The organism is Ruegeria sp. YKSD163 (assembly GCF_059612905.1).
Genome location: NZ_JBXWRM010000011.1, coordinates 116,332 through 129,638 on the forward strand (window position 1 = coordinate 116,332; position 13,307 = coordinate 129,638).

A 13,307-nucleotide genomic window follows, 5' to 3' on the forward strand; every position below is an offset into this window, starting at 1 on the left:
GCTTTCTGCGCCGAGTGGGGAGGAACCGGCGCGCGACGCTTGATGTGGGGTAGAAGATGAATAGATTTGTTCTGACAGTTTTACTGTCGGCCGCCGTGACGCTGCCGGATTTTGCCCTCGCGGATCGCGGGCCAGAGGCCGTCGGAGCCGTGCAGCAGACCGAAGCACCCCACAAGGGAAAAAGCTTTCGCGACTATCTCAAGACGCTGATGCCCAAGCCAGAGGAAGACACCCCGGTGACCGAGGTGACCTTCTCGCGCTCGTGGATCGACCAGCAACCGCGCGCCAAGGGTGGCGAGCAATGGCAGTGCCTGGCAGAGGCCCTGTATTTCGAGGCCCGCGGCGAAACCGTGAAGGGCCAGTTCGCGGTGGCCGAAGTGATCCTGAACCGTGTCGAAAGCGAGCGCTTTCCAAACACGCCCTGCGGTGTGATCCGGCAGGGAACCGGACGCAAGTATCAGTGCCAGTTCACCTATACCTGCGACGGGCGCAAGGAAGTCATCGCCGAGAAACAGGCCTATGAGCGGGTCGCCAAGGTTGCGCGCCTGGCCATGGACGGGGCCGCCGAAAGCCTGACGGATGGGGCCACCTATTACCACACCACCGCCGTGCGCCCCAGCTGGGCCCGCCGGTTCACCCAGACGGCCAAGATCGGGGTGCACCTGTTTTATCGGCATGGTCAGCGCACAGCGAGCAACTGATTGACGCACCCGCGCTGGAACCCTGCTGGAAGGGGCTTGGCGCAAGGCTATATTGCGGGCGATGAAGGAGGCCCGCAATGCTGTTGACTCGCCGACATGTTCTGAAAACCGTGGCAGCCAGCGCGCTGCTGCCGCGTATCGCCGTTGCCGGGCCGGTCACGCTGACAGCGCGAGAGGCTCGCCAGCAGATCGCGCCAGAGGGCTATCCCGATACCGCGATCTGGGGCTATGAGGGCGGCGCCCCCGGGCCTGAAATCCGGGTCGCACAGGGTGCGCGTCTCAGCCGCCGCCTGATGAATGAGTTGCCGCAACCGACCGCCGTGCATTGGCATGGCATCCGCATCGACAATGCGATGGACGGCGTGCCCGGCCTGACGCAACAGGCGGTGCCACAGGGTGGCAGTTTCGATTATGACTTCACCCTGCCTGACGCGGGCACCTATTGGTACCATTCGCACAACCGGTCGATGGAGCAGGTGGCGCGCGGTCTGCATGGCCCCCTGATCGTCGATGAACCCAACGCGCCCGATATCGACGGCGAATGGGTGCTGGTTCTGGACGACTGGCGGCTTGACCCCGAAACCGGCGCGCTGGCGGGCGATTTCGACAATGGCCATGACCTCAGCCATGCCGGTCGACTGGGCAACCTGCTGACGGTGAACGGCGGTTTCGACCCGGCCTATCCGGCAAGGCAGGGCGCGCGGCTGCGGCTGCGCCTGATCAACGCGGCCAATGCACGGGTATTCGAGCTGGGACTCGACGGCATGCAGGGCTGGATCGTGGCGCTGGACGGGATGCCGCTGGAGGAACCGCTGCCGGTCAGCGGTGCCTTTCCGCTGGCGCCGGCGCAGCGGGCCGACCTGATCGTGGACATCACCGCCGAAAGCGGCACCGCCGCCAGCCTTCTCAGTATCGAGCGCGACGGTGGTTTTGGCCTATGCCGGTTCGACGTCGCGGGGCAGGGCGCGCGTGCGACCCGCGAGGCGCCTGTGCCGTTGCCACCCAACCCGCTGCCGGTGATCGAGGGGCTGGCCGACAGCCCGCTGCACCAGATGCGGTTGCAGGGGGGCGCGATGCGCTGGCTCGACAGCGCGCGGCTGGGCGAGACCGAGTTAAGCGGGCGCGAACTGGCGCAGCTGGGCCGGTTCTGGGCGCTGAACGGTCAGGCCGACCGGCCCGAAACCCCGTTTCTGGACGCTGCGCGCGGCAGCCTGCACCGGATCGCATTCGTGAACGAAACCGCCTTTGACCACGGCATGCACCTGCACGGACATCATTTCCGGGTGATTGCCCCGAACGGAGAGCTTGGCCCCTGGCGCGACACGGTGCTGGTGGCGCCGGGCGAGACCCGGCAGATCGCGCTGGTCGCCGACAATCCGGGCGACTGGCTGTTGCATTGCCACATGCTGGGCCATGCGGCTGCGGGCATGACAAGCTGGTTTCGCGTCACCTGATGACGCATTCGATAACTGGTGCGGCGCATGTCGTCCTGCTATAGGCTGGATCTGCGCCTATTGAGGGCAGACTGACACGACCCCGGAAAGGCCCGCCAGATGAGTTCCGAAATCCGCCTCGCCTTTGCCCATCCCTCGGAGCGTTCCGAAGCGACGGCATCGCGCGGTCCGCTGGACCGAATCTCGCTGCGTGACCATGTGGTCGAGGTCGAGATCGGCGCATTCCAGGCCGAACGTGGCACCACGCAGCGGATCTGTTTCAACGTCGTGGTCGAGGTGATGCCGCTCACCGGCCCCATCGACGACGACGTCGACCGTATCCTGTCCTATGACCGGGTGACCGAGGCAATTGCCCGCGCGCTGGCTGAAGAGCGGCTGAACCTGCTTGAAACGCTGGCCGAACGCGTGGCCGAGCTCATCCTGCACGAGCCGCAGGCAGTGCGCGCCTTTGTCCGCATCGAGAAGCTGGATCGCGGCCCCGGTGCGCTGGGGGTCGAGATCGTGCGCGGTCGCGACAAGCTCCATGCGGACCAGACCGAGGATCTGCGGCCGCATCCGCGCCTTGTCTACCTGTCCAACGCGGCGATTGCGTCGGATAACCTCAAAGGCTGGATCGACCAGCTGGAACAACGCGACCGTCCTCTGATCATCTGTGTCGGGGCGTCGGACCTTGCTGTTCCACAGACCGGTCATGCGATGACCCAGCGCCGGATCGACCTGTTGGCGATCGAGCAGAACGCCTGGCAGCTGGCGGCGCGCGATCTGCGCTGCAAGGTGGTCTCGACCCGGACCGAACTGGACTGGGCGATGAAGAACGGCCAGATCTGCGTCTGGGCACCCTCCAAGATCGTGCTCGACGCGGTTGACGGCCCCTCGGCCAAACCGTCGAACGCCGTGGCGCTGGCCGCGTGGTTTGCCGCTACTTTCGAGGCGGGCGAGATGCTGGTGATCGGCGCGTCGCTGCCCGAGGGGGCCGATGTGCCGTTGCGTGCGGTACCGGTGGAGCAGCCTGACCTGTGACCGACTATTACCGCCCCCTGGTACAACAGGGCGCAGCCCGCCCGCAGGGCGCGATGCCGCTGGCCGGCAGCGACCTGTGGTTCACCCATGCCGAGCATCTGCACCGGGGGCAGTCGGGAAGGATAGTCCCCGCGACCGAAATCCCGGCCCCGTATCTGGAGCGTCTGACGGGCCCCCGCGCGGCGTTGGCGGGACTGGACATGGGACGCCCACACCTGATGGGTATCCTGAATGTCACGCCTGACAGTTTCTCGGACGGAGGGCGCCATTACGGGGTCGAGGCGGCCCGGCGCGCGGCGCTGGCGATGGTGGCGCAAGGCGTGAGCCTGCTGGATGTTGGCGGAGAATCCACCCGACCCGGCGCGGTCGAGGTCCCCGCCGAGGACGAGATACAGCGCACCGCGCCGGTGATCGAGGCGATCCGCGCCGAAACCGGGGCCGCGATTTCCATCGATACCCGCAAGGCGGCGGTGGCCGAGGCTGCGCTGGCTGCCGGTGCGAGCGTCGTGAACGACGTCTCGGGCTTTACCTTCGATGACGAACTGGCCCCGCTCTGCGCCGAGACCAGAACCCCGGTTTGCATCATGCATGCCCAGGGTGACCCGGCAACCATGCAGCAGGATCCGCAATACGATGATGTGCTGCTGGATGTGTATGACTTTCTGGCCGCGCAGGTGGCGCGGCTGGTCGCGGCCGGGCTGGACCGGGGGCAGATCATGATCGACCCGGGCATCGGGTTCGGCAAGACGCAAGAGCACAACCTGACCCTGCTACGTAACCTGTCGCTGTTCCACGGCATCGGCTGCCCGATCCTGCTGGGCGTTTCGCGCAAGCGTTTCATCGGAACGATCGGCAAGGAGCCGCGCGCCGAGGCGCGGGGGCCGGGCTCGATTGCCGTTGGTCTGGCCGGATTCGCGCAGGGTGCCCAGATTTTGCGGGTACACGACGTGGCTGAGACCGCGCAGGCCTTGCGCCTGTGGGCAGCGGTCCGGTAAAGCTTGCTCCGCTCGTGGTAAAAAGAAAGTGAGGCGGCATGCGTAAGCTGTTCGGAACCGACGGGGTGCGGGGCACTGCCAACACTCATCCGATGACCGCCGAAATGGCGCTCAGAATCGGGGCGGCCGTCGGGCGTTATTTCCGTCGCGAGGCAGGGGGGGTGCACCGTGTTGTCATCGGCAAGGACACCCGCCTGTCGGGCTACATGTTCGAAAACGCACTGACCGCCGGCCTCACCTCGACCGGTATGAACGTGCTGCTGCTGGGGCCGGTCCCCACCCCTGCCGTGGGCCTGATGACTCGTTCGATGCGGGCCGATCTGGGCGTGATGATCTCGGCCAGCCACAATTCGGCCGAGGACAATGGCATCAAGTTCTTTGGTCCCGACGGGTTCAAGCTTTCGGATCAGGCCGAGTTGGAGATCGAGGAGATGGTCGCAACGGGTGTGCGGCTGGCACAGGCGCACAATATCGGTCGTGCGCGCCGGGTGGACGATGCACGGTTCCGCTATGGTGAACGGGTCAAATCCTCGCTCACGCGCGGGCTGCGGCTTGACGGGCTCAAGGTGGTCGTGGACTGCGCCAATGGTGCAGCCCACCGTACCGCGCCCGAGATCCTGTGGGAACTCGGCGCCGATGTGGTGCCGATCGGCACTTCGCCTGACGGGCTCAACATCAATCGCGGCTGCGGCTCGACCTGCCCGCGTACCGCCGCCGAGGCGGTGGTGGCCCATGGTGCGGATGTGGGCATCTGCCTTGATGGCGACGCGGACCGGGTCATCGTGCTCGACGAGCATGGTACCGTCGCCGACGGGGACCAGATCATGGCCTTGCTGGCGGCGCGCTGGGCCGCCGAGGGCCAGTTGCAGGGCGGCGCCCTGGTGGCGACCGTGATGTCGAACCTGGGGCTGGAACGCTTTCTGAGCGATCGTGGCATCGGACTGGAGCGCACCGCAGTTGGCGACCGCTATGTGGTCGAGCGTATGCGCGAAGGCGGCTTCAACCTGGGCGGCGAGCAATCTGGGCATATCGTGATGAGCGATTTTTCGACCACCGGCGACGGGTTGATGGCGGGATTGCATTTCCTGGGCGAGATGATGCGCTCGGGCCAGCCCTCTTCGGAACTGGTGCGGCAATTCGTGCCGGTGCCGCAACTGCTCAAGAATGTGCGGTTTGCCAAGGGGCAGACCCCGCTTGATACAGCCTCGGTCCAGTCGGCCATTGCCGAGGCCGAGGGGGTGCTGAATGGCACGGGCCGTCTGCTGATCCGTAAGTCAGGAACCGAACCGCTGATCCGGGTGATGGCGGAATGCGAGGACGAGGCGCTGCTGGAGCGGACCGTCGACAGCGTGGTCGAGGCGGTGGCCGACGCGGTTCAAGCTTGAAACCGGAAAAGGCCTCGCGCATCCTCTCTACATTAGTCAGGGAGATTTCCGGATGCTTCGTTCCTTTTTGACCTGTACCTTTCTGCTTTCTGCCGGAATGGCCCATGCCGGAATGACGGTTGATCTGCTGCCGCCATGGGACGGCAAGAAGATCCCCCAGGGCCAGCATTGCCAGTTGCAGGGCGGCAAGGGCGCGACGCCGCCGATGCAGGTGGCGGGGATTCCCGCGGGCACGGTGATGCTGGTCGTTCAATACAACGACAAAAGCTACAAGCCGCTCTCCAGCAAGGGGGGTCATGGCACCATCGGCTATCCGGTCAAGGGCGCCAGCGCCAAGCTGCCGGCGGTGCCGGGCATGACCGCGAAACTGCCGGGCGGGGTTCGGGTTGTGGCCCCGGCGCGCAGCACCGGCGAATACGCCTCCAAGGGCTATCTGCCGCCCTGTTCGGGCGGACGTGGCAACACTTACGAGGCGGTGGTGCAGGCGGTGGGCGCCGACGGCAAGGTGCTGGACCGGGTGAAACTGAAGATCGGCCGTTACTGACGCGAGAACAGGCGCCTGAGCGCGCCATACTGGCTGAGCCCGACCCCTGTCAGGATCAGCAGCAGCGACCACAGCAAGACCGGCGGCAGCGGCTCTCCCAGCAGGGCCGCGCCCAGCAGAACCGACCAGACCGGCACCTGATAGTTGGTCAGGCTCATGAATACCGGCCCGGCGCTGCGGATCAGGGTGACGCGCAGCAGATTGGCCGCCGCCGTGGGCACCATGCCCAGAAACACGATCAGGCCCAGCGTGCGCAGATCGGTGGAGGGCGGCGGGCCTTCGGCGATCCAGGCCATCGGCAGCACCGCGACCACCCCGATCAGCAACAGCACGGTCGACAGGCCGACAGGATCGACCGCGGGCAGCCGCCGCAGCAGGATCGAGGCCACCGCGTAACAGGCGGTGGCCGCCAGACAGGCCAGCCGCCCGGGCAGTTCCAGCGCCGCGCCGCTGCTCTCGAACGCCTGCGCCCCCATCAGCAGCGCAACCCCGGCGAAGCCGATGGCAAACCCCAGCGCGCGGCGCCAGGTCATCCGCTCGCCGTGCACAAAGAAATGCGCCAGCGGCAGCACCATCAGCGCGACTGAGGCCATCGAAACACCGGTAAACCCGGCCGTCACATATTGCTGACCCCAGGCGATCAGCGAGAAGGGCACCGCCGAACTGAGCAGCGCGATGATCACGAGCGAATTGCGCTCTGACCGGCTGAGTGGTGCCGAGAACAACCGCCCGCCCATCGCGCGCCAGACCAGCGTGCTGAGCAGCGCCCCGAAACAGACCCGCCCGGCTGCCAGCCAGAACGGCGTGATCCCCTCAAGCGCGAGTTCATTGACCAGGAATGTCCCGCCCCAGACAAAGCCCAGCGTCGCCACCATGGCCCAGCTTTTCGCCGTTATGTCAGGGGATTGGGTCACGAATGGCCTTTCGCTGGGGTGCGCTCACTTGACCCCGCTCCGATACCGGGGTCAATCCGGAACGCTTCGTCCGGGAACGAAAACGGGCGCCGCAGGGGCGCCCGTCTCGATGGGTCTGAACCCGGATCAGTTCTTCGACTTGTCGACCATCTTGCCGGCCGAGATCCAGGGCATCATGTCGCGCAGCTTCTGGCCGACCTGTTCGATCTGGTGCTCGTCATTGGCACGGCGCGAGGCTTTGATGGTCGGCTGGCCAACCGCGTTTTCCAGCATGAAGTCGCGCACGAACTTGCCCTGCTGGATGTCGGTCAGAACCGCCTTCATCGACGCCTTGGTCTGCTCATAGGGCAGGATGCGCGGGCCGGTGACATACTGGCCGTATTCGGCGGTGTTCGAGATCGAGTAATCCATGTTGGCGATGCCGCCTTCATAGATCAGGTCGACGATCAGCTTCACCTCGTGCAGACATTCGAAATAGGCCATCTCGGGGGCATAGCCCGCCTCGACAAGGGTCTCGAACCCGCAGCGGATCAGTTCGACCAGACCACCGCACAGCACGGCCTGCTCGCCGAACAGGTCGGTTTCGCATTCTTCGCGGAAGTTGGTCTCGATGATGCCCGAGCGGCCGCCGCCGATGGCCGAGCAATAGGACAGGCCGGTTTCCAGCGCCTTGCCGGTGGCGTCGGTGTGAACGGCCACCAGGCAGGGCACGCCGCCGCCCTTGGTGTATTCGCCGCGCACGGTGTGGCCGGGGCCCTTGGGCGCCATCATGATGACGTCGACGCCTTCTTTCGGCTCGATCAGGCCGAAATGCACGTTCAGGCCGTGGGCAAAGGCAATTGCCGCGCCCGGACGGATGTTGTCATGCACGTATTTCTTGTAGGTCTCGGCCTGCAACTCATCGGGCATGGTGAACATGATCACGTCGCACCAGGCCGCCGCTTCGGCGATGCCCATGACGGTCAGGCCTTCGCCTTCGGCTTTCTTGGCCGAGGCCGAGCCTTCGCGCAGGGCGACGACCAGGTTCTTGGCGCCGCTGTCACGCAGGTTCAGCGCGTGGGCGTGGCCCTGGGAGCCGTAGCCCAGGATGGCCACTTTCTTGTCCTTGATCAGGTTGATGTCGCAGTCACGATCGTAATAGACGCGCATGATGCCGGTCCTTTCTGTTTCGATTGCCGCGTTTCTATCTGTTGAAACGCCGAGGTGCGAGAGGATTGAGGTTGAGATTCCGTCAACTTGATGAAAGATAATTCGTCAAATATCAAAAGTTCGGAAAAATCATGCTCGACGATATCGACCGCCGCATCCTGCGCCATTACCAGACTGACCCAAGTCTGAGCGCCGCCGAATTGGCCGAGCGCTGCCGGATCAGTTCGGGTGTGTGCTGGCGGCGGATCGAAAAGATGCAGGCCGCCGGCATAATCCAGGGGCAAGAGGCGGTGATCGACTGGGCGGCGTTGGGCTTTGCGGTCGAGGTCAGCCTGCGCGTCACGCTCGACAAGACCCAGCCGCGCGCCTTTGACGATTTCATCGAGGCCGCGCGCAAGGTGCCCGAGGTGATCGAGATCCAGACCTTTCTGGGCCGGGTCGATGTGCGCCTGTCGGTGATTGCGCGGGACATGGCCCATTACCAGCAGCTTTATCGCGACCGCATCCTGACCCTGCCGCATATCGCTGATATCGAGGCGCTGATGCACATCGCGCGGCTCAAGCGCAACGAGGTGCTGCCGGTATGACCGAACTGGACGAGATCGACCGCAAGCTGCTGCGCGCGCTGGCGCAGGACGCAACACAAAGCGCGGGCGCGCTGGGGCGCCGGTTCGGCCTGTCGCAACCCGCCACCTGGCGGCGCATCCGCAGGCTGGAAGACGCGGGCGTGATCAAGGGCCGCCGCCTGCGCCTGAACGCCGAGGCGCTGGGATTTGGCGTCACGGTGTTTCTGGGGGTCAAGCTGGCGCGCAAGGGGCGCGTCAGCCTCGAGGATTTCGAACGCGCCGTCAGCGCCATCCCCGAGGTGCAGACGGTCGAACATGTGCTTGGCCTTTACGACTATCGCCTGCGCGTGGTGGCGCGCGACCTCAGCGATTTCGAACGCGTCCTGCGCCGCCGCATCATGACCCTGCCCGGCGCGGGCGAGGTCGAGGCCAATGTGCTGCTCAGCGAAGAACGCCTGGCTGGCCCGATCGGTTAATATTCGGTCCGGATGCGAAAGCCGGGATGATGGGTCAGACGTGCAAAGGTCACGGGTTCGCCCTTGAGCCAGGTGGTGCGCTCCATCTGCATCACCGGCATGCCGATCGAGGTCGACAGGAACTCGGCCAGCCGCCCGTCGGCGCCGATGGCGCCAAAGGCGATCTCGGCATCGGTAAAGGGGATCGCGGTCAGCAACCACTCGGTCGGGCCGATCCGGCTCAGATCGGCCTGTTCAATCGCCGGGACGGCGGACAGGCTGACCCAGCGCTCTTCAAGCTGAAAGGGCTGGTTGTTGGCATAATGCATGCACAGCAGGTGCAGGACCTGCGTGCCGGCGTGCATCCCCAGTTGCGAGGCCAGCCAGGCGGGCGCGGTGATCACCGCCCGCTCGACCAGCGCATAGCGGTACTGGGCATTCTGTTCTTCGACCACGCGGCGGGCCAGCGAGATTTCGAAACGGGCCTGCCGGACCGGCGCTGTCTTGACCCGGGTGCCGCTCTTGCGTTTGCGCTCGACAAATCCCTGCTCGGCCAGCTCGCGCAAGGCCCTGTTGACCGTGGCGCGTGCACAGCCGAACTCGTCTGCGAGTTCCGATTCGGTTGGAAGCAATGTCCCTTGCGGCCAAATCCGGCTTTCGATCCGGCGTTTCACCTCGTCGCGGACGGCATGAAAGCTGGTTCGCTTCTTTTGTTTCAAGGGTAACTGGTCCTTTCCCTGTATTCCGTGCGTGTTTGTGCCCGCATTTTTCGGAAAGAGTAAAGGGGAGTTGACCCTAAGTAGCGTCATATCTCCGTCAACATCACGCATATGCGATGCAGGGAAAGAACAGCGTCTGTATTAAGGTTAACGTGTTGAGGTTAACGAGGCAAAGATGCCCGGCGCAGGCACGCCCCCAGCTTCACAACGAAGGGTTGATCTCTTTGCAGCCGCGCTACCCGGTCGTTCGAACGCCCTCAATGCGTCCGTCCTGCGCGCCATTCCCTGCCCGCAGCGATTCGCTTGGGAGGTCACGGCGCCGTGCTTGCCCGCAAGCATCCGAGCATGGCGGCCCCGGGCACAGTCAGCGCATCATCCGTTTTCTTCTGTTCAAAAATACCTTGGGGTCCGGGGCAAAGCCCCGGTTCCACCCGCGTGGTCAAGACGCCCGACCGCGCGCGCCCCCTTTACCCGGCGTCGTAGAGCGGCCATGAAAGAGCCCGGAACAAGGAGAGGAGCCCACCATGGCCGCACTACTGGATACTGTCGATCCCGATGGGCTCGAGGAATTCTCGGTCGTTTTCACCGACCGTTCGCTCAACCATATGTCCACGGCCTTTCAACAGGTGATGCGGGACATTTCCGACATGCTGGCTGCGGTCTACAATGCCGATGCCGTGGCCGTCATCCCCGGCGGTGGCACCTATGCGATGGAGGCGGTCGCACGCCAGTTCGCGCGTGGTGCGCGTGTGCTGGTGGTGCGCAACGGCTGGTTCTCGTATCGTTGGAGCCAGATCATCGAGACCGGCAGTCTGACTGCCGAGACAACGGTGATGAAGGCCCGCCGCAGCGGCAATGAAAGCACCGCACCCTTTGCCCCGGCCCCGATCGAAGATGTGGTGGCGGCCATCCGAGAGCAGAAACCCGATGTGGTCTTTGCCCCGCATGTGGAAACCGCCGCCGGGGTGATCCTGCCCGATGACTATATCACCGCCATGGCGGCCGCCGCGCACGAGGTGGGCGCGCTGATGGTGCTCGATTGTATCGCCTCGGGCTGCGTCTGGGTCGATATGAAGGCAACCGGCGTGGATGTGCTGATCTCGGCGCCGCAAAAGGGCTGGAGCGCGTCACCCTGCGCCGGTCTGGTGATGCTGTCCGAACGCGGAGAGGCACGGTTGGCCGAGACGCAGTCGGACAGTTTCGCCATCGACCTGAAGAAATGGCGCGACATCATGAAGGCCTATGAGGGCGGCGGCCATGCCTATCACGCCACCATGCCCACCGACGCGCTGCGCGCCTTCCGCGATACCATGGCCGAAACCCGCGACTACGGCTTCGACAAACTGCGCGAGGCGCAATGGGCGCTGGGCAACGGCGTGCGCGCGCTGCTCAAGCGCAAGGGCATCGTCTCTGTCGCCGCCGAAGGGTTCGGTGCTCCGGGTGTGGTGGTGAGCTATACCAGCGATCCCGAGATCCAGAACGGCAAGAAATTCGCCGCCCTGGGCATGCAGATCGCTGCTGGCGTGCCGCTGCAATGCGATGAACCGGCCGATTTCCGCACCTTCCGGCTGGGCCTCTTCGGTCTCGACAAGCTCTATGATGTCGAGGGCACCATCGATCGCTTGAAGCGGGTGCTCGACCAGGTGCTCTGACACCTGCTTCTTTCTGGTCCAAAATACTCCGGGGTCCGGGGCAGCGCCCCGGGGCTCACCGCACGCCCAGACCCATCTGCATCAGCGTGCGTCGGACCGGGGCAAGTGAATAAAGCGCGTTGAGCCCCATCGCGCGCGCGTCCCGCAAGGGGCGAGCCTCGACCATCGAGGCGCGATTGAGCAGGTCTATCCCTTTCACGCGCAGCTCGATCTCGGCATGACGCGCTTTGTGATAGGCGGCCAACATCTGCGCATCGCCCAAGTCCTCGGGCCGGGCCTGCGCCAGTTCCAGCAATGTGCGCAAGTCGCCCAGCGACATGTTCAGCCCCTGCGCGCCGATGGGCGGCACCACATGCGCGGCCTCGGCCATCAACGCGATCCGCTCGCCGGTCAGCCGCTCTGCCGATTGGCTGATGATCGGCCAGATCGTACGTCGCGAAGCCAGTTTCAACGGCCCGAAGAGGCCGCAGGAGCGTTCGGTCATGGCCGCCTCAAATGCCTCGGGCGCCATCTCCAGTAACTCCAGCGCCTTTGGCCCGCGCTCCATCCACACCACCGCCGACGATGGTTGCCCCTGCCAGTCGGGCAAGGGCACCAGCGTGAACGGCCCGCCGGACCGGTGGATCTCGGTCGAGACATTCTGATGCGCAATCGGGTGGGTGACGGCAAAGGCCAGCGCCTTTTGCCCATAGCGGGTGGTCTTGACCCCGATCCCCGCCGCCTCGCGCATGGGTGAGCTGCGCCCGTCGGCGGCCAGCACTAGCTTGCAGGTCAAGCGGCTGCCGTCGCTCAGCCCCACGCGGGCCTCGGCTGTGCGGGTGAACAGGCTGGTGGTGGCGGTGCCGGGGCGGAAATCCACATTGGGCAGTTCGGCCAGCCGCGCCACCATCTCGCGCCGAAGCAGCCAGTTGGGCAGGTTCCAGCCAAAGGGCTTGTCGCTCAGATCGGCGGCATTGAAATCGCGCACCACGCGCGGTTCGGGCACCGCGCCGCCCGCATCGACGATGCGCATGATCTGCAAGGGGGCTGCATGATCGGCCAGCCGGGCCCAGAGGCCGCAGTTTTCCAGAAGCACTTGCGCCGGTTGCAGAAATGCGGTGGTGCGCATGTCCGATCCGTCCACGTCGCGTTCGGTCACCGGCGGGGCCGGGTCGACGCAGATGACAGAGAATCCAGCGCTGCCAAAGGCGGCCGCCGCGGTCAGCCCGGCGATGCCACCGCCGGAAATCAGGATGTCACAGCTCTCGTGCATGGGCAGGCTCCGTCTGTTGCGCGGCACCCTATGCCGGAACGCGCCGGGGTGCCAAGCGACATCCTGTCCGGCGCACTCAGCCGCGGGTAATCAGGATCAGCACCGCCCAGATCACCGGGACCAGCGCCAGCGCCGGAATGTAGAGGCCCGGAATGCCGAACAACAGGATGGCGATGCCCCACAGGCTGAGCCCGGCGACAATGGCGTAATAGATATTGTCGCTGTCGCCATAGGACACTTCCTTCGCGATGCGGCCCAGCAGAGGCACGGAAAACAGCAGGCGCTGGCCCAAGGGCAGGTTGCGGGGCAGGTCGATGGCGCTCATGTCAGGTCCTTTCAACTATCTGTCAGGGGGCAGATAGGTTTTGGAACCTGAGTCTAAAGGTCACCTTTTGCCGCAGTGCAGCGCGATGCCGCATCCCCTGCGGCGCGGTGCCGCTGATCGCGCCGAGCGGAGCAGAGATGCGCGGCGACTCTGCTTTTGTGCTATCATCCGGGAAT

General features: G+C 65.1%; 14 protein-coding genes. 9 read left to right on the forward strand and 5 right to left on the reverse strand.

Features of this window, described 5'->3' with window-relative positions:
• Window positions 1–56: 56 nt before the first annotated feature.
• The 6 genes from AC2FNA_RS15485 (at window position 57) to AC2FNA_RS15510 (ending at window position 6,099) form a co-directional block, all read left to right on the forward strand.
• Window positions 57–701 (forward strand): cell wall hydrolase, encoded by a 645-nt coding sequence (locus tag AC2FNA_RS15485; RefSeq protein ID WP_234184065.1) that lies wholly within the window; start codon window positions 57–59, stop codon window positions 699–701.
• A 77-nt stretch (window positions 702–778) separates the two neighbouring features.
• A complete protein-coding gene (locus tag AC2FNA_RS15490) occupies window positions 779–2,155 on the forward strand; it encodes a multicopper oxidase family protein (RefSeq protein WP_496828007.1) in 1,377 nt (458 codons plus the stop codon).
• A 99-nt stretch (window positions 2,156–2,254) separates the two neighbouring features.
• Window positions 2,255–3,175, forward strand: coding sequence for a dihydroneopterin aldolase (locus AC2FNA_RS15495; RefSeq protein WP_496828009.1), 921 nt, complete (start codon window positions 2,255–2,257; stop codon window positions 3,173–3,175).
• A complete protein-coding gene (gene folP / locus AC2FNA_RS15500) occupies window positions 3,172–4,170 on the forward strand; it encodes a dihydropteroate synthase (RefSeq protein WP_496828011.1) in 999 nt (332 codons plus the stop codon). The genes AC2FNA_RS15495 and folP overlap by 4 nt, the downstream gene beginning before the upstream one ends.
• Before the next feature lie 38 nt (window positions 4,171–4,208).
• A complete protein-coding gene (glmM, locus tag AC2FNA_RS15505) occupies window positions 4,209–5,555 on the forward strand; it encodes a phosphoglucosamine mutase (protein WP_496828013.1) in 1,347 nt (448 codons plus the stop codon).
• Between the two features lie 52 nt (window positions 5,556–5,607).
• The gene (locus AC2FNA_RS15510; RefSeq protein ID WP_496828015.1) at window positions 5,608–6,099 is read left to right on the forward strand and encodes a hypothetical protein; all 492 of its coding nucleotides are present in this window, start codon (window positions 5,608–5,610) and stop codon (window positions 6,097–6,099) included.
• Here the strand turns inward: AC2FNA_RS15510 and AC2FNA_RS15515 are convergent.
• Entirely contained in the window at window positions 6,093–7,013 is a 921-nt protein-coding gene (locus AC2FNA_RS15515; RefSeq protein WP_496828017.1) for a DMT family transporter, read from the reverse strand. The genes AC2FNA_RS15510 and AC2FNA_RS15515 overlap by 7 nt on opposite strands.
• Before the next feature lie 126 nt (window positions 7,014–7,139).
• Window positions 7,140–8,162 carry a ketol-acid reductoisomerase gene (gene ilvC / locus AC2FNA_RS15520; protein WP_496828019.1) on the reverse strand — a complete coding sequence of 341 codons (1,023 nt, stop codon included), beginning with the start codon at window positions 8,160–8,162 and terminating at the stop codon, window positions 7,140–7,142.
• A 131-nt stretch (window positions 8,163–8,293) separates the two neighbouring features.
• Between ilvC and AC2FNA_RS15525 the strand changes: the two genes are divergently transcribed.
• Both AC2FNA_RS15525 and AC2FNA_RS15530 read left to right on the forward strand, forming a co-directional pair.
• On the forward strand, window positions 8,294–8,749 hold the full coding sequence (locus tag AC2FNA_RS15525) for an Lrp/AsnC family transcriptional regulator (RefSeq protein ID WP_496828021.1): 456 nt from the start codon (window positions 8,294–8,296) through the stop codon (window positions 8,747–8,749).
• Window positions 8,746–9,204 carry an Lrp/AsnC family transcriptional regulator gene (locus tag AC2FNA_RS15530; protein WP_496828023.1) on the forward strand — a complete coding sequence of 153 codons (459 nt, stop codon included), beginning with the start codon at window positions 8,746–8,748 and terminating at the stop codon, window positions 9,202–9,204. Before AC2FNA_RS15525 ends, AC2FNA_RS15530 begins: the two co-directional genes overlap by 4 nt.
• Here the strand turns inward: AC2FNA_RS15530 and hutC are convergent.
• Window positions 9,201–9,902 (reverse strand): histidine utilization transcriptional repressor HutC, encoded by a 702-nt coding sequence (hutC, locus tag AC2FNA_RS15535; protein WP_496828025.1) that lies wholly within the window; start codon window positions 9,900–9,902, stop codon window positions 9,201–9,203. The genes AC2FNA_RS15530 and hutC overlap by 4 nt on opposite strands.
• A gap of 524 nt (window positions 9,903–10,426) precedes the next feature.
• Here hutC and AC2FNA_RS15540 point away from each other — a divergent pair.
• Window positions 10,427–11,554 carry an aminotransferase class V-fold PLP-dependent enzyme gene (locus AC2FNA_RS15540; protein WP_496828027.1) on the forward strand — a complete coding sequence of 376 codons (1,128 nt, stop codon included), beginning with the start codon at window positions 10,427–10,429 and terminating at the stop codon, window positions 11,552–11,554.
• A 55-nt stretch (window positions 11,555–11,609) separates the two neighbouring features.
• Here AC2FNA_RS15540 and AC2FNA_RS15545 read toward each other — a convergent pair whose 3' ends face one another.
• Complete coding sequence (locus tag AC2FNA_RS15545) at window positions 11,610–12,806, reverse strand: UbiH/UbiF family hydroxylase (RefSeq protein WP_496828029.1); 1,197 nt, start codon at window positions 12,804–12,806, stop codon at window positions 11,610–11,612.
• Between the two features lie 76 nt (window positions 12,807–12,882).
• Complete coding sequence (locus AC2FNA_RS15550) at window positions 12,883–13,131, reverse strand: hypothetical protein (RefSeq protein WP_496828031.1); 249 nt, start codon at window positions 13,129–13,131, stop codon at window positions 12,883–12,885.
• Window positions 13,132–13,307: the final 176 nt, after the last annotated feature.